Source organism: Parabacteroides sp. CT06 (assembly GCF_002257605.1).
GTDB classification, from domain to species: Bacteria; Bacteroidota; Bacteroidia; order Bacteroidales; family Tannerellaceae; genus Parabacteroides; species Parabacteroides distasonis.
The window spans coordinates 2748927-2764678 of record NZ_CP022754.1 but is presented as its reverse complement, the minus strand read 5'-3'; the positions used below and the strand labels follow the sequence as shown (position 1 = coordinate 2764678).

15 protein-coding genes and 1 pseudogene are annotated in these 15752 nt (G+C 42.3%); 10 read left to right on the top strand and 6 right to left on the bottom strand.

What is annotated here, in order from left to right; all coding sequences use genetic code 11:
- Positions 1 to 101 precede the first annotated feature (101 nt).
- Positions 102 to 302, bottom strand: a pseudogene (locus CI960_RS12025) (SDR family NAD(P)-dependent oxidoreductase); the annotation flags it as partial.
- A gap of 120 nt (positions 303 to 422) precedes the next feature.
- On the opposite strand from CI960_RS12025, the gene CI960_RS12020 reads away from it, so the two are divergent.
- The gene (locus tag CI960_RS12020) at positions 423 to 1499 is read left to right on the top strand and encodes a linear amide C-N hydrolase (protein WP_005855840.1); all 1077 of its coding nucleotides are present in this window, start codon (positions 423 to 425) and stop codon (positions 1497 to 1499) included.
- A gap of 127 nt (positions 1500 to 1626) precedes the next feature.
- Here CI960_RS12020 and CI960_RS12015 read toward each other — a convergent pair whose 3' ends face one another.
- The 5 genes from CI960_RS12015 to CI960_RS11995 all read right to left on the bottom strand — a co-directional run bounded on the left by CI960_RS12015 (position 1627) and on the right by CI960_RS11995 (position 5024).
- Positions 1627 to 2172, bottom strand: a complete 546-nt coding sequence (locus tag CI960_RS12015; RefSeq protein ID WP_005855842.1) for a DJ-1 family glyoxalase III — start codon at positions 2170 to 2172, stop codon at positions 1627 to 1629.
- A 9-nt stretch (positions 2173 to 2181) separates the two neighbouring features.
- Positions 2182 to 3036, bottom strand: a complete 855-nt coding sequence (locus CI960_RS12010; RefSeq protein WP_005855858.1) for an energy transducer TonB — start codon at positions 3034 to 3036, stop codon at positions 2182 to 2184.
- A 5-nt stretch (positions 3037 to 3041) separates the two neighbouring features.
- Positions 3042 to 3452: a biopolymer transporter ExbD gene (locus CI960_RS12005; RefSeq protein WP_005855860.1), complete on the bottom strand. Its 411-nt coding sequence runs from the start codon at positions 3450 to 3452 to the stop codon at positions 3042 to 3044.
- Between the two features lie 91 nt (positions 3453 to 3543).
- Positions 3544 to 4254 (bottom strand): MotA/TolQ/ExbB proton channel family protein, encoded by a 711-nt coding sequence (locus CI960_RS12000; protein WP_005855862.1) that lies wholly within the window; start codon positions 4252 to 4254, stop codon positions 3544 to 3546.
- Positions 4255 to 4307: 53 nt separating this feature from the next.
- The gene (locus CI960_RS11995; RefSeq protein WP_005855864.1) at positions 4308 to 5024 is read right to left on the bottom strand and encodes a pyridoxine 5'-phosphate synthase; all 717 of its coding nucleotides are present in this window, start codon (positions 5022 to 5024) and stop codon (positions 4308 to 4310) included.
- Positions 5025 to 5108: 84 nt separating this feature from the next.
- On the opposite strand from CI960_RS11995, the gene CI960_RS11990 reads away from it, so the two are divergent.
- The 9 genes from CI960_RS11990 to CI960_RS11950 all read left to right on the top strand — a co-directional run bounded on the left by CI960_RS11990 (position 5109) and on the right by CI960_RS11950 (position 15721).
- Positions 5109 to 5768: a CBS domain-containing protein gene (locus tag CI960_RS11990; RefSeq protein WP_005855866.1), complete on the top strand. Its 660-nt coding sequence runs from the start codon at positions 5109 to 5111 to the stop codon at positions 5766 to 5768.
- A gap of 15 nt (positions 5769 to 5783) precedes the next feature.
- Positions 5784 to 6659, top strand: coding sequence for an NAD kinase (locus tag CI960_RS11985; protein WP_005855867.1), 876 nt, complete (start codon positions 5784 to 5786; stop codon positions 6657 to 6659).
- A gap of 245 nt (positions 6660 to 6904) precedes the next feature.
- Positions 6905 to 7867, top strand: coding sequence for a glycosyltransferase family 2 protein (locus CI960_RS11980; protein WP_009276344.1), 963 nt, complete (start codon positions 6905 to 6907; stop codon positions 7865 to 7867).
- 19 nt (positions 7868 to 7886) lie between these two features.
- Positions 7887 to 8576, top strand: coding sequence for a hypothetical protein (locus CI960_RS11975; protein ID WP_005855871.1), 690 nt, complete (start codon positions 7887 to 7889; stop codon positions 8574 to 8576).
- A gap of 680 nt (positions 8577 to 9256) precedes the next feature.
- Complete coding sequence (locus CI960_RS11970; protein ID WP_005855873.1) at positions 9257 to 10138, top strand: helix-turn-helix domain-containing protein; 882 nt, start codon at positions 9257 to 9259, stop codon at positions 10136 to 10138.
- A gap of 141 nt (positions 10139 to 10279) precedes the next feature.
- The gene (locus CI960_RS11965; protein WP_005855875.1) at positions 10280 to 11848 is read left to right on the top strand and encodes an ATP-binding protein; all 1569 of its coding nucleotides are present in this window, start codon (positions 10280 to 10282) and stop codon (positions 11846 to 11848) included.
- Between the two features lie 289 nt (positions 11849 to 12137).
- Positions 12138 to 12677, top strand: coding sequence for an FHA domain-containing protein (locus CI960_RS11960; protein ID WP_005855877.1), 540 nt, complete (start codon positions 12138 to 12140; stop codon positions 12675 to 12677).
- A 340-nt stretch (positions 12678 to 13017) separates the two neighbouring features.
- A complete protein-coding gene (locus CI960_RS11955; protein ID WP_005855879.1) occupies positions 13018 to 14217 on the top strand; it encodes an MFS transporter in 1200 nt (399 codons plus the stop codon).
- Positions 14218 to 14278: 61 nt separating this feature from the next.
- Positions 14279 to 15721, top strand: coding sequence for a TolC family protein (locus CI960_RS11950; RefSeq protein ID WP_005855881.1), 1443 nt, complete (start codon positions 14279 to 14281; stop codon positions 15719 to 15721).
- Positions 15722 to 15752: the final 31 nt, after the last annotated feature.

Genomic DNA, 15752 nt, shown 5'->3' with positions numbered 1-15752 from the left:
ACATGGGGTTAAAATGCCCCTGCTACTTTTGTGGCATTATATGCTAAATGTATAAAGAGAAGGAATCGCTCTCTTACTAATAATGTAAATAAGAACTTTCATCAATGTGAAATATCCTCTATCGTCGGATTATGGCAAGTCATACCTCCATCAGAGATGATAGTCTGTCCGGAAATGTAACGGGTTAAATTGATGACGCCAGCTTTGCTCATACCATAAAGAGTTCCCCGGAAATCTCCTGTCAATCCTCCAATGGAGGCTACGTTTACGATGCTTCCTTTTCCTTTTACGGTCATTGAAGGGGTCGCTAGCATGTCCAATGCCGCTTGCTCCGCCGGTAATAAGTGCTGTTTGTCTATCTAAAATTTCTTTTCTTGAAAACATCCTTTTCCTGTCGCTTGTTTTTATCAAAAATGATACTTATGAGACATTTCTTTATTTTATTTGCGATTGCCGGCTTGCTTATTAATCCTTCCGCTGCAGAGGCTTGCACCGGTATTACCTTAAAAAGCAAGGACAGTACGACTATTGTAGCACGTACGATAGAATGGGGTGGAAGTAATTTGAACAGCCAGTATGTCGTGGTTCCAAGAGGATACACCGAACGATCGTATACTCCGAATGGGGTTGATGGAATGACTTTCACGGCACGTTATGGATATGTGGGCTTGGCAGTGGAGCAAAAGGAATTTATCGCCGAAGGACTCAATGAGGTTGGGTTATCGGCTGGATTGTTTTATTTTCCAAAGTACGGTGAATATGAGAAATATAATGCCGCAGTTCGGGATAAAAGTATCTCTGATCTGCAATTAGTGTCTTGGTTGTTGGGGGAATGTTCAAATGTAGAAGAGGTGAAAGAGGCTGTTAAGAAAGTGCATGTTATCAATATAGATCCCCGTGCGTCTACCGTTCATTGGCGGTTTGCCGAGCCGTCGGGACGTCAACTGGTTCTTGAGATTATTAAGGGTGAGCTACACTTCTATGAGAATACGTTAGGAGTTCTGACTAATTCTCCCAGTTTCGAGTGGCATCTGACGAACCTGAATAATTATGTTAATCTTTTCCCGGGTACGGCCCCCAATCAACAATTAGGAAATATCGAGTTGTCTTCATTTGGTGCGGGAAGCGGTTTCCTTGGGATTCCGGGTGACGTAACTCCACCGTCACGTTTCGTTCGTGCGGCTTTTTACCAAGCTTCGGCCCCACAACAAGAAACCGCATTGGAAACGGTCTTCCAGTGTTTCCAGATATTGAATAATTTTGATATTCCCGTAGGGATCGAATTCCCATTAGGGCAAGTACCTTGCGATATACCGAGCGCTACTCAATGGACTTCGGTTACGGATATGCGAAACCATGTGATTTATTACCGTACGATGTACAATAGCGTTATTCGGAATATAGATTTACGTTCCATTGATTTCTCCACGGTTCGTTATCGTGCGGTATCCATGGATGGGACGAAGCGACAAGCGGTTGAAACGATCAAAATAGAATAGGGCAGTGAGCTCTTTGGGGGATATCTCGTAAGTCAATAGGATAGGTGATAAAACTCAATGGAATAGGAAACATAACTCAATGGATTACGTTCCCTATTCTATTGGGTTTCGATTGATGATCTAAATCTTATAATAGTAATCCGGCCGCAACTTCCTCCGCAACCGCATCACCTTTTAGTACAGATACTAAAGCTAGGCCAAAATTGAATACCAAGCCCGGTCCTCTACCGGTTACTACATTTCCATCTACCTCGACAGCCTCGCCTGTTACGGTGGCACCAATCAATTTCGGTTCGAACCCGGGATAACAAGTGGCTTTGCGACCTTTTAACAAACCTAGACCGCCTAATACCATCGGAGCTGCGCAGATAGCCGCTACGATACGTCCTTCACGGTATTGTTGTAATAAGGCTTCTTTCACCGGTTCCGAATTGTTTAAGTTGGATGCTCCGGGCATGCCTCCGGGTAAGATCAAGGCATCAGCATCCGAAAGATCGATTTCGGTAAATGTGGCGTCAGCCGTATATTCCATATTGTGAGCACCAATCACTTTACGGTCGTCGGTGATGGAGACTGTTTTCGTGTCTATACCTCCGCGACGCAAAATGTCTACGGTTCCCGTGGCTTCCATTTCCTCGAAGCCATTCGCTAAGAATACGATCGCTTTCTTCATAAGATTCAATTATTTAAATTTGTACACGTAAGTAATAGTACCACTCTGGTTATTAGCGCCGCTGATACTGTTGAACTTCGCCTTTCGAGCCGCGTCCAAAGCGCTTTTACGCATGGAGGCGTTGTCGATATTAGTTCCCCGGCCTACCTCGGCAAATATAACGTTGCCTTTCGGATCTACGGTTATATTGATAACAATACGCCCCTCCTCTTGGATCGTATAAGCGGGACGGGGGAGACCTCCGGCACCAATGGAACGGCCGTTCAAATTAAATGATCCGTAACCGCCTACGCCTTCATTCGCCCCGTGATCAGAGTTACCGAACGGACTTCCTTGGTTACCGGTTCCGCTTTCAGCGTCGCCTTGGCTGTTACCCTCGGCGTTTCCCATACCAAAGGCTCCGGCCACCTTGTTGCTAATGGCTTGTTCCTTCTTGCGGCGTTCCTCGGCCAGACGTTTCTTCTCGGCTTCTTCCCGGCGGATACGTTCTTTCTCCTCCTCTTCTTTCCGTTTCTTCTCAGCCTCTTGTTTCTTGCGTTTCTCTTCCTCATTCTTCTTTTTAGCGTCCTCAAGGGCTACGCTTTCCTCGATATCTTGAGTGATGAGTTCCTGCTTGGGCGTTTCCACTTGCGGCTCCGGTACGGGAGGAGGGGGAGTGGTCGTTTCCTGAGGCGGTTCTTGCCCGGTATACTTGGGCTCGAACATTCCGGCGGCGGCATCTACATTCCCGAAATTAACGAGTACACCCCCGTCTTCATCCGGTACCTCGGTTTTCAATACGGTAAACCAAAGTATCAGTAGAATGACACCGTGAAAAGCAACGGTACCGATTAAACTGTATATGTCATCCTTATTCAGTCTCATATCTGTTATTTCTGCGGACGGGTGGCAAGCACCATCTTGAATTTATTCTCGTTCGCTATATTCAGTATCTTTACAATCTCTTTGTAAGGCACGGTCTCGTCGGCATATAAGGCGACGAACATCTCCGGTTCCTTCGCGTAACTATCTTGCAAGAAAGGAGTGATCTCATCAAATGAGACCTGTACCTCTTTTTGCTTTCCAAATGCCACGTAGTAATTCAAGTTCGCGTCTATCGTTACCCTCGTAAGAGGTTTCGCCGCTGTTTGCTTTTGCGCTTGCGGCAAGGTAACCTTGATGGCGTTCGGGATTACTACGGTAGAGGTAACCATGAAGAAGATCAGCAAGAGGAATATGACGTCGGTCATAGAGGCCATGCTGAACGCTTCGTTTACCTTTGTTCTTCTTTTTAGAGCCATAATTTTTTATAATTGAAAATTGAAAATGGAGAATTGAAAATTAAATAGAGGAGAGTTGGCTCATCTTCAATTTTCAATTCTCCATTATCAATTAATTAGCCGGTTCATTTAATAAATCCATGAATTCCATCGTACGAGCCTCCATCTTGTTCACGACGTTATCTACTTGAGATACCAGATAGTTGTACGCGAACAATGTAATGATACCAACTACCAGACCGCCAACGGTTGTTACCAAGGCCTCATAGATACCGCCGGATAATAGGGAGACATCAACATTGGTGCCTGCGTTTGCCATATCGAAGAAAGCACGTACCATACCGGTTACCGTCCCAAGGAAACCAAGCATGGGAGCTCCGGCGGCGGTCGTCGCGATCAAGGGGAAACCTTTTTCCAGTTTAGCGATCTCCAAATTTCCGACATTCTCGATCGCTACGAGTACATCGTTCATCGGACGGCCCAAACGGGTAATACCTTTCTCGATCATACGGGCGGAAGGCGTGTTGGTGCTCCTGCATAAATTGAGAGCCGAGTCCACTTTTCCCTCGTGAATATAGTCTTTGATACGATTCATGAACGTCTCGTCTTCTTTTCCCGCACGGCGAATGATGATCAGACGTTGAACAAAAATATAAATAGCCATCAGAGAGAGCAGTAACAATACCACCATAATCCAACCTCCCTTAAAGGCAAGGTCTATCACATTGATTTCCGCTTCCGTAGGAAGGGTTACAGCCGTTAAATCCGGCATTTGATCTGCCGCCTGAGAGCCCACGGCCTGTAGTGAAAGTAAAATACTCATCGTTTCGAATTATGAATTATAATTTATGATTTATAACTATAAACTGTCACTTGTCAACTATTCAAGCATGCCTTGTATAAAGCGATCGTCTCTTGCAAACCATGGTAGAGCGCATCACAAATCAAGGCATGGCCGATAGAAACCTCCTCCAGCCAAGGGATATTCTTGTTGAAGAAAGCCAGATTTTCTAAGTTCAAATCGTGTCCGGCATTTACGCCTAATCCTAAGTTTTTAGCTAATTGCGCGGCCTCGACAAAAGGAGCGATCGCTTTGTCACGATCTTCCGGATAATAGGTCGCATAAGGTTCCGTATATAATTCAATACGGTCCGTACCTGTTTTCGCCGCTAGCTCGATATTCGCCAAGTCTGTTCCGACGAAGATGGATGTACGGATTCCTTGTGAGGTAAAGGTGTCTACCAATTCGCTTAAGTAATCGAAATTGTCCTTTACGTTCCAACCTGAGTTCGACGTGATGGCATCCGGAGCGTCCGGAACCAGTGTGACTTGGGTCGGTTTTACCTTCAATACCAAGTCGATGAATTTATCACAAGGATAGCCTTCTATGTTAAATTCTGTCCGGATAAGAGGTTTTAGTCCATAAACATCGCTATAGCGTATGTGTCGTTCATCCGGACGGGGATGAACCGTAATTCCTTGTGCCCCGAATAATTCACAGTCTTGCGCCACTTTCAGCACGTTTGGCATATTGCCACCTCTCGCATTACGAATAGTAGCAACCTTGTTAATGTTTACACTTAAATTTGTCATTGTATATCGTATATCTTTTTTCTTTCATTACATTTGCACAAAAGTATCGGCAAATTTAGCAGGATTTAGGGAATTAACAGAATAATGTTGGTGAAAGATTTCATAACAAAGGAAATTCCGGTGTTAAAAAGTTTTGACACAGCGGAATATGCGTTGGCGTTAATGGAGGATTTTAAACTCAAGCATCTTCCGTTATTGAGTGATAGCGCATACCAGTGTTTAGTGTCGGAAAAAGACTTATTGGCGCTGCCGGATCCTTCGGCTACGATCGGTGAGCCGGTTTTATTCGCTCCGGCGATTTCGGAAAATAGACATTTACATGAAGCGTTGGCAATGATAACCCGATATGGATTGAGCCTGTTGCCTGTGGTTTCCGTGGACGGAACTTATTTGGGGGCGATTACCCGGGATCGTTTGGTGGATGCTTTATCCGAGCTATGTAATGCGGAGGCGGCTGGAAGCGTGATCGTATTGGAAATGATGCCACAGGATTATTCATTAACGGATATCGCCCGTTTGGTAGAGGCGAATAATGCCCATGTCCTTAATTTGCTATCCCATCAAGATAAAGATACGGGCCGTCTGCTTATAACCCTTAAGATCGATTTGGAAGATGCCTCTCCCGTGATCCGTAGTTTCGAGCGTTTCAATTATACGGTGCTTTATCATTTTATGGAGAAGGGGATGGTGGATGATATGTTGCGGCAGCGGATGAATGAGTTATTACATTATATGAATATGTAAAGTAAGGAGCGTAGAATGAAAGTTGGAATATTTGGAAGTGAATATCAGATCGAGAGACAGAATCTGATTAAACGCCTGTTTGAGAAGCTTCGTGAACAAGAGGCTGATATTTATGTGGACAGCCCTTTTTATACATTCCTTACCGATGCTTTTGGTTTTGAGCCAGTGGTGAGCGGGCTATTAGTGGGTGATGAGTTTGATCTGGATATAGCCCTTAGCGTGGGAGGAGATGGTACGTTCCTTCGTACGGCGGCCCGGGTAAATAAACAGGATATCCCTATTTTAGGCATTAATACCGGACGGCTGGGTTTCCTTGCGGATGTCAGCAGTAATGAGGTTGAGGATACGCTGGATGAGATTTTTAAGAATTACTATAAGGTAGAGGAACGAACCCTCTTGCGTTTATATACGGAAGACCGTGCGTTTCGCGGATATAATTATGCCTTGAACGAGATCGCCGTGCTGAAGCGTGATAGTTCCTCGATGATTACGATTCATACATTCTTGAATGGGGAATATCTGACTTCTTATCAGGCGGATGGTTTGGTAGTGGCTACACCTACCGGTTCCACGGCCTATTCGATGAGCGTAAATGGGCCGATTATCGTCCCGCAAAGTAATAGCATTGTCTTGAGTCCGGTCGCTCCGCATTCCTTGAACGTGCGTCCGTTGGTGATTCCGGATTCAGATATAATAACGCTTCGGGTAGAGAGCCGGAATAAATATTTTCTGATCTCTTTGGATGGACGTTCGGAAATATTCCCGGCAGGTATCGAATTAAAGATGAGCAAGGCCGATTATACGACGAAAGTCATCAAGCGCTATAACCATACTTTTTATCAGACGCTTCGGGAAAAATTAATGTGGGGGGCAGATGTGCGAATGAAATAATATTGTGTGCGTCCAGTCTTTGTCCAAATAGTAGCGGATAGTATTGTATTTTGTAAGCTATTGATAAATAGATTATTCTGCATGAATGAACTGAACGTATCTTATGTCTTTTGTCCAGTTTTTCTATTATGGGGTAAAAAATAGGGGGTATTCGATGTCCAGCTATGTCCTCTATTTGTCCAGTGCCCTTTTTTGATACACGCTTTTTAACTCTTTACTTTTGTCGGCAGATTAAATCTAGCTTAATGGAAGTATTTTCAATTATTATTCCTGTCTACAATCGTCCGGAGGAGATAGACGATTTATTAAACAGTCTTACCCGGCAGACATATGTACATTTTGAGGTTATCGTAGTGGACGACGGTTCTTCTATACCTTGTGAGCCCGTAGTCAATGCCTATAATGACCGCTTGAGGATTCGCTATTTCTATATAGAGAATTCAGGCCCGGGCTTGGCTCGCAATCAAGGGGTACGTTATGCGGAAGGAGAGATCGTGATTGTCTTGGATTCGGATTGTATCGTTCCGGCCAGCTATCTGGAACAAGTACACGAGTCCTTGATGCGTTATAAGGTGGATGCCTTTGGTGGTGCCGACAGGGCGCATTCTTCTTTTTCCGCTATACAGAAAGCGGTCAATTACTCGATGACTTCTTTCTTTACGACAGGAGGGATCCGAGGAAGCCGGAGACATTTGGATACATTCTATCCTCGGAGTTTTAATATGGGAATGCGGAAAGAGGTGTATGAAGCCTTGGGTGGTTTCTCTGATATGCGTTATGGAGAGGATATAGATTTTAGTATCCGGATTTTTGCGGCAGGCTATAAATGCCGTTATTTTCCGGGCGCTTGGGTCTATCATAAGCGAAGAACAAATTTCGTCCAGTTTTTCCGGCAAGTATGGCATTCGGGGTACGCTAGGATTATCTTGTACCAGAAGTACCCGGAATCATTGAAATGGGTACATTGCCTGCCGGCCTTATTTGTGGTAGGTCTGCTGGGGGTATGTATTTCCGCTTTTTTCGTTCCAAAGGTATGGGGGCTATTGTTATTTTATATTTCGCTGATCTTTTTTGACGCTTTAGTGAGAAATAAGAACGGAATCGTTGCGTTGTTATCTATCATAGCGGCTTTTGTCCAATTGATCGGATATGGGACAGGCTTTTTGGAAGCGATTTGGAGAGAGGGAATTCTAAGAAAGAAGTATTAAGATAATAAATACTATTTATATGAAGTTTGCGCTGCACACATCTACTGCCATAAGCTCGGTTCTAAAGGAGCCGGAGCATTTCTATGTAGATATTTATTATCTGATCATTTTAATCATCGTCGCTTTTACCCTGCTTCTGTTATCTTTTTTGCGTTATCACCTTTATAAGACAAAAAAGGAGAAAGAACTGAGAGAAATAGCGAGTCTTGTGGATAAAAATGAAATCTTGATACAACGTTATAGTCGTGAGATGTCGCACATCAAGGAGCAATTGGAAGCGAAGGAGAAATGTTTGAAGGAATACCAGCATGCGGCTCAGTGGAAAGCGCATCGTGACGTGGAATCCTTGATCAAGGAAAAGGAGCGTTTGGCGAAGTGTTTGCTGGAACAGTTGGATACGTTCAAGAAGCTGAAGATACTTTCTAAATCGGAAACGATATTGCCGGATTCAGATTGGAGAAACTTGATCGAGATCGTAAATACTCTTTATGATGATTTTATAAGTCGTTTACGTGTCGCTTATCCGGATTTGACAGAGGATGCCATTCGTTTTTGTTGCTTGATCAAATTGCGGCTAACCTCGGCGGAGCTGATGTCAGTCTTGAATGTGACGAAGGACGCTATCTATAAACGCAAATTTCGTTTGAAAAAAGAATTGATGCCAGATGATGATCCTCGTTCCCTCGACGATTTCTTGGGAAGCTATTAGATCTGAACGAATAGTTTTCTTGTTAATAACTATGTTTTAGGGCATGATTTCGTTAAATCGAGTTAAGCGAATGAATTTTGCAAATAATTCAGTATGCTACATAACATAAAACCGCCTATATTTGCACTGTGTTTTTCATGGTATTAGATTTAAGGTTAACAATTGAGATTGGCTGTCCGTGACGGATAGCCTTTTTTTGTATAGAGGCATGAATACACGAATTTTTGAGAACACTGCTTAAGCGCCCCTTTCCGAGGGTAACATCCATACTTTCAAAGTAAGCTAATTTCATCGGCAAAGTAAGTTGACTTGCTTTGGTATTTCAGTTAACTTACTTTGTCAATGAAGCTAACTGTATTTTTGTGATCTTTTTCGGTTATTCTTTGTCTGTTTCGATTTTGTATACAATTGATGTGTTTTTGTACGCTTTTAGTTTAGTTATGCATTTAATAGTCAATTTTTTATTATATAATTTTGTCTTGTGTTTTTTTATGATTTCCTTGGTTAGCTGTTAGCATCAATTGATATATAAGGTTTGATGGCTAATAGAAGAGGGGGTAAGGAAAGAAAAATATCAAACGAATATACTTGGGACCTTAACGGACAGAACAAAATATAATATTATTCTGTTGATTGTTGTTGAAGGTAAGATTTCGTATTCCCTTAATTTATAAGAGTGTATGCAAGAGAATAGGTATAATACATGTGATCGTTTTTTAGGCGGATTAGAAAAAGACTTTATTATTACGGAACAGATTGAAGATAGTCCATTGACTTCAGAACCTTCTTTTTTGGATTACGGGATAATAGCAGTATGTAATAGAGGTAGTGCGATCATTCATTTGCTTGATAATAAGCATGTATGGAATAAGAATGAATTGATTTTCTTATTTCCGAGACAGTTATGCTCAATGCGGAACGTGAGTGAGGACTTCTCGGCGAAGTTTATCATCATACCACATGTACTACATGGGGATGTATTAAGTTCCTTACGTCATTTTGATCCGGGATTTCATTTTTTCGTGAAGGATCATTTTTACTATAATATAGAGGATAATAATGGTATTGAGCGTTTTCAATCATTTTGCAAATTGATAGAGAATGAGCTTGAGCGGTATCGGGGTAATGGGCTTCTGAGGGAGCGGATTATATGTTACTTGGGGATTTTTTACATGGATGTTTACGACTATTATGTGAAAGTGCGTAAGAAAATCCCTTTCAGGACTAGTTTGAGAAAAGAGCAATTGATCTATGATTTCTGTAGTCTCGTGGCAGAGAATTTCAAGAATCACAAGAATGTCGGATTTTATGCGGATAAATTGAATATAACGACAACTTATTTAAGTGCGATCATGAATGAAAGGTGTGGCATTTCAGCCAAGGAGTTTTTATCTATCTATATAGTGTTAGAGGTAAAGTCGTTGCTACGTGACTCTCGATTAAATATACAGGAGATCGCTATATTGACTAATTTTCCGTCTCAATCGACATTGAATCGCTTTTTTCGTCAACGGACGGGAATGACTCTTTCTCAATATCGAAAACATATATTTTCAACATAATTATGTTTGATTTTCATATTATTTCTATAACTTTAAACTTCTGCTGCAATCGTTATTATAGTTCATTTGTTGTATAAATAATAGAGGAGATTGCTTGATTGATTTAAAGTTGGGAATTAGTGGTTATAATTTAATATGACGATGGGACAATGTAATAAAATGCTAGAGGAAATGAGCTTTAATGCCCTATTCCAGAAATTACCTGTTGGAATTGAAGTTTATGACGAGAGGGGGCAGCTAGTGGATCTCAATAGGACGGACGAGAATTTGTTCGCTATAAGCCGGAAGGATATTATGGGAATAAATCTTTTCGAGAATCCTAATTTTCCAGAGGACAAGATCGCTCGTCTGAAACATGGAGAAATGGTTGTGTTCGATTGTAATTATGAATTTGATAATATACAAACGAATGAGTACTATAACATAGACCCAAAAAAGGAAGGTACAAATTTACGTCTGTCTATTAAATGTGTGCCGTTGAAAGGAGAGGCTGAAGATATCTGTGGATATGTACTAATGTTTACGGATGAGACGGAAGAATATCAAAAGTCGGAGAAAGTAGAGGAACTGTTCACGAAGTTGAAAACGGTTATGCGTTGCAGTGATTCCTTGCTGTGGGAATATGATGTTAAAACCGATAAGATGCATATCGATCTGGATTTACGTGTTTTAGGTAATAAATCCAGATTGAGAGCAAGTAACTTGACAACGAAAAAAGATTTTTGTGAGATCGTACATCCGGAAGATCGGGAAAGGGTACTTGTACAAGGCTTTGAAAAGATTGTTACGGGTGAGATCGGTGAATATAGTATTCAATACCGACAGCTTTTTGAGGGGCAATATGTTTGGGTGAGAGCGTATGCGTACCCTTATAAATATGATGAAGCGGGAAGACCTGCGAAAATCCTTTATTACTTGATGGACATAACGGATGAGACCGCCATGCAAGATAAATTGCGCTGGGTGGAACGAGAGCGTCAACGGAAAGAATATGAGTTAGCTAAGGCTAAAGAGGCGAATCGGCTTAAGTCTATATTCTTGGCGAATATGAGTCATGAGATCCGTACGCCTTTAAATGCTATTGTTGGTTTCGCGAATATACTGGCAGAGACCAAGGAGATAGAGGAGGAGGAACGAGAGTTTTATGTGGATATCATTGACAAGAATAGTGAATTGCTTCTGCAATTGATTGAGGATATCCTTGATTTCTCAAAGATTGAGGCGGGAACCTTTGACTTTACGAAGAGAAATTTTGATTTTAAGGAGATCTGTGAGGAAACTTATGCGGTACATGCCTTGAATATTCCAAAAAACGTTCGATTTGTTTTTGACCGGGGCTCACAACCCGTGACCGTTTTCTCAGATCCGAAACGAGTCGTACAGGTTATTTCTAATTTCTTGACAAATGCGATTAAGTTTACTTCGGAAGGTGAGATCAAATTAGCCTATAAGGTATCGAATGATGAAATACGAGTTTCGGTCTCGGATACGGGAATGGGAATCTCGGAGGAAGATTGTAGAACTATATTCGATCGCTTTGTTAAGTTGAACGCTTGCAAACAAGGTACCGGATTAGGATTGGCGATTTGCAAAAATATTATCGAGAAACTAGGGGGACGAATCGGGGTAGAATCTACATTGGGAGTAGGTTCCACTTTTTGGTTTACCTTGCCTTTGAAGGAGATTAAAGAGAATGAACCTAAGTTCTAAGGGGATATATATTATTTTACGGATATGTTTTAAAGCATGGTTTTTGTTAAATCTGGTTAAGGAAATGAGATTTGCAAATAAAATATTATGCTACATAACATAAAACCTCTATATTTGCACTGTGTTTTTCATGGTATTAGATTTAAGGTTAACAATTGAGATTGGCTGTCCGTGATGGATAGCCTTTTTTGTTTCAAAAAATCATAACCATGAGATTTTAGGAGTGTAGCTGAAGGTTTTTTCGTAAATTTGCGCTCCGTTTGTAATACTAGATCCTGTATTTAAGTGTATGAAAAGAGTTTTCTGTCCAAAATGTGATAATCAGTTGTCTTTTGATGAGACCAAATATCCGGAAGGGAAGATATTAGCCTTCGTCTGTCCGCAGTGTGGAGCGCAATTTAAGATTAAATTGGGCCGAAAGGTGGTGAAGACGGCTACCGGTGAGGAAAAAGAGGTGAAGGAACCGGATTTCTCTTGCGGTTATATTACCATTATCGAGAATGGTTTTGCTTTTAAGCAAGATCTACCATTAGTGATGGGAGATAATGTGATTGGTCGCCGTAATAAGGATACGGAAGGTGTAGATGTCCCTATTATCACGAGCGATCCAAGTATGGGGCGTAAGCATTGTGTGATTAATGTAAAGAAAGACACTAATGGCAAGTTCGTTTATATGGTGCGTGACTTTCCTAGCTTGACCGGGACTTTTGTGAAAAATGTATTGGTCGGTAAAAAAGAACAAGTACGTATCGGGGAAGGTTCGATCGTAACGATTGGCGCTACTACTTTTATCTTACATTCGGCGAACGAGGGAGAAGAAGAGGAATAAATATAAAAAAACTTCAGAGGCTGTTCCCGTTTATGATCTCGATCTTTAACTTCGGGTCGGAATGATGGCAGATAAGGGATTTTGGCGTTTGTTTTGGGAGTGAGTTATAAGATATATGCTCATTCCGGGATACAGCTCTGAAGTATCACTGAGAAAACAAGGCTCATAGGTATTAAGATTAAGCCGATTAACATAAAGAAATGAAAAGAACCGAAAGAATAGTTGTATTAACTATGGTTAAAATAGGCTCTTAGGGTTTGTTTTTCTAGAAATTAGCTAACTTTTTGTGTGGTTTTTGAAATGTTAATGAGCACGAGGTTAAATAGAAATATGGACAGTCATGGAGCAGGTTTCTAAACAACAGCCGGTAAATAAAACAGCATTCCGGGTATTGGTGGCGTTAAGCGTTACGCATTGTTTGAATGATTCGTTGCAATCCGTTATCTCGGCGGTTTATCCACTTTTCAAGGATGATTTAGCGTTGAGCTTCGCCCAAATCGGGTTGATTACGCTTGTTTATCAATTATCCGCTTCTGTTTTCCAGCCTATAACCGGTTTGGTTTTTGATAAGCGTCCCGTGGCTTGGTCGTTACCTATTGGTATGAGTTTTACGTTGGTCGGCTTGTTGAATCTCGCTTTTTCCTCTACGCTCCATTGGGTCTTGATCTCCGTATTTTTGATAGGTATCGGGTCTTCGGTTTTGCATCCGGAAGCGTCCCGGATTACCTCGCTAGCGTCGGGAGGGCGTAGGGGATTGGCGCAATCGCTTTTTCAAGTGGGTGGTAATTTGGGCGGATCGTTAGGTCCGCTACTGGTTGCTTTATTGGTGGCGCCTTATGGACGGACTCATATCGCTTTGTTTTCTATACTGGCATTCGTCGCTATTTTGGTGATGATTCCTATCTGCCGTTGGTATAAGGCGTATTTGAGTCGGGTGAAATGGCAGAAGAAGTCGGGTGAGACGCATGTGGAGATGCCTCTTTCTTTGGGAAAAACAGTCTTTTCGATCTCGATATTGCTGACCTTGATTTTCTCTAAATATATCTATATGGCTAGTTTGAATAGCTACTATACCTTTTACTTGATCCATAAATTTGGGGTGAGTGTACAGACTTCGCAGATCTGTTTGTTCGTCTTCCTGATCGCTACGGCCATGGGAACCTTGGCGGGTGGTCCTATCGGTGATAAGATAGGACGGAAATATGTGATTTGGGGATCGATTCTAGGGGCAGCCCCATTTAGCTTGTTGATGCCGCATGTGGGATTCGCTTGGACGATCGTGCTTAGTTTTTGCGTGGGTTTGGTCTTATCATCGGCGTTCCCGGCTATTTTGTTGTATGCGCAAGAGTTGCTTCCTTATAAATTAGGTCTTATCTCGGGACTTTTCTTTGGATTTGCTTTCGGTGTGGCGGGTATAGCCTCGGCCGTATTAGGAAATATGGCGGATCATTATGGAATAGAGGCTGTCTACAACGTATGTGGCTTCATGCCTCTTTTAGGACTGGTTACTTGGTTCCTTCCCAACTTGAAAAAGAAGTAAAAACAATCCTCCCTTTTTCGTTGTTATTACTCCAACTGAACGTCAATTACTAAATGAGTTTATGGTGAGTAATATAGTATCTTACAGTATTCTTTTGCTGTATCTTCTTCCATGCGCTTCATGGAGCCAAGGGAACGATGTGGATTTAAGCTTGGAACAATCTCTCGACCTGCTTCATAAGGAAAATAAAAGCTTGAAAATAGCCGGGAAAGAAGTGGAATGGGCTCGGAATGAGCATCAAAAGCTAAACGCTTTTTGGTATCCGTCGGTGAACGCCGCGGGTGCTTTCGTACATATGTCGAATCCGATAGAGGTACGGCAGTCGCTGAGTAAATATACGGAACCGGCGAAGGAGTTTGTCCATAATTATATCCCGGATAATGAGTTGATCATGTCGGTATTGGATAAGATCGGGCAAGGTACTTTCTCGCTTCCGCTGATCTCCCAAAACATCACTTCTATAGACGCTACGGTGACGTGGCCTGTTTTCACGGGAGGAAAACGTATCTACGCGAACAAGATCGGAAAGACGATGGTCTCTATAGCGGAGGTGAATAGGAATCAAGTGGATGCCAACCAACAATCCTTACTGATTGAGGCTTATTTCGGGCTTCGTCTGGGACAAAGTGTGGTGGACGTAAAAACGGAAGTGTACAATTCTTTGAAAACCCATTATGACCAAGCCCTTAAATTAGAGCAAAACGGGATGATCAATCGGGCCGAGCGTCTGTTCGCTCAGGTAAGTATGGACGAGGCGAAACGAGAACTGGAATCGGCCCGTAAGGATTTAGCGGTCGCTCAACAGGCGTTTAAAAGCTTGATTAATATGGAGGAGGGGAGTGACGTACGTACCACGACTCCTTTATTCATTAATGAGGCGCTTCCTCCGGCCCAATACTTCAAGGATCTGGTTCCGATGAATAATTATATAGTCAATCAATTGAAATTGCAGCAGGTTGTAGCCGATAATCAACTAAAGATCGGCCGGTCCGCTTATGTCCCGAATATCGCTTTATTCGGCAAACAGACTTTGTACGCTGACGGATTGGATAAATATTTGCTGCCTCGTACGATGGTGGGAGTTGGTTTTACGTGGAATATCTTTGACGGCTTGAATCGGGAGAAAACCATCCGGCAGGCAAAGATCGCTAGTCAGTCGCTTCGTTTGGGTAAGGAGAAGGCGATTACGGATCTGGAGGTCGGTATCGATAAATTCTACAGCCAGCTACAAAATGCCTTGGACAATGTAAAAGCTTTGGATACGACGATCGAGATGAGCCGGGAACTGGTCCGGGTGCGGAAGAAATCCTTCCAAGAGGGAATGGCTACTTCTACGGAGGTAGTCGATGCCGAGGTTATGCTGGCGAAGGTGAAGACCGCTTTTCTTTTGGCTTATTATCAGTATGATGTAGCCTTGATTAATCTGCTGTCTGTCTGCGGTACGCCGGAGCAGTTCCACCAGTACAAGATGGAGGGAAAGACCGAGGAGCTTTTGGGGAATTGAAAATTGAGAATTGAAAATTGAAAATTTAGGG

What these genes read in the sequence shown, in the direction of transcription:
- CI960_RS11980 (WP_009276344.1), top strand. Translation starts at nt 6,905, where the DNA reads ATGGAAGTATTTTCAATTATTATTCCTGTCTACAATCGTCCGGAGGAG.
- CI960_RS11965 (WP_005855875.1), top strand. Translation starts at nt 10,280, where the DNA reads ATGGGACAATGTAATAAAATGCTAGAGGAAATGAGCTTTAATGCCCTA.
- CI960_RS11995 (WP_005855864.1), bottom strand. Translation starts at nt 5,024, where the DNA reads ATGACAAATTTAAGTGTAAACATTAACAAGGTTGCTACTATTCGTAAT.
- CI960_RS11975 (WP_005855871.1), top strand. Translation starts at nt 7,887, where the DNA reads ATGAAGTTTGCGCTGCACACATCTACTGCCATAAGCTCGGTTCTAAAG.
- CI960_RS12020 (WP_005855840.1), top strand. Translation starts at nt 423, where the DNA reads ATGAGACATTTCTTTATTTTATTTGCGATTGCCGGCTTGCTTATTAAT.
- CI960_RS12005 (WP_005855860.1), bottom strand. Translation starts at nt 3,452, where the DNA reads ATGGCTCTAAAAAGAAGAACAAAGGTAAACGAAGCGTTCAGCATGGCC.
- CI960_RS11960 (WP_005855877.1), top strand. Translation starts at nt 12,138, where the DNA reads ATGAAAAGAGTTTTCTGTCCAAAATGTGATAATCAGTTGTCTTTTGAT.
- CI960_RS12000 (WP_005855862.1), bottom strand. Translation starts at nt 4,254, where the DNA reads ATGAGTATTTTACTTTCACTACAGGCCGTGGGCTCTCAGGCGGCAGAT.
- CI960_RS12010 (WP_005855858.1), bottom strand. Translation starts at nt 3,036, where the DNA reads ATGAGACTGAATAAGGATGACATATACAGTTTAATCGGTACCGTTGCT.
- CI960_RS11950 (WP_005855881.1), top strand. Translation starts at nt 14,279, where the DNA reads ATGGTGAGTAATATAGTATCTTACAGTATTCTTTTGCTGTATCTTCTT.
- CI960_RS11955 (WP_005855879.1), top strand. Translation starts at nt 13,018, where the DNA reads ATGGAGCAGGTTTCTAAACAACAGCCGGTAAATAAAACAGCATTCCGG.
- CI960_RS11990 (WP_005855866.1), top strand. Translation starts at nt 5,109, where the DNA reads ATGTTGGTGAAAGATTTCATAACAAAGGAAATTCCGGTGTTAAAAAGT.
- CI960_RS11970 (WP_005855873.1), top strand. Translation starts at nt 9,257, where the DNA reads ATGCAAGAGAATAGGTATAATACATGTGATCGTTTTTTAGGCGGATTA.
- CI960_RS11985 (WP_005855867.1), top strand. Translation starts at nt 5,784, where the DNA reads ATGAAAGTTGGAATATTTGGAAGTGAATATCAGATCGAGAGACAGAAT.
- CI960_RS12015 (WP_005855842.1), bottom strand. Translation starts at nt 2,172, where the DNA reads ATGAAGAAAGCGATCGTATTCTTAGCGAATGGCTTCGAGGAAATGGAA.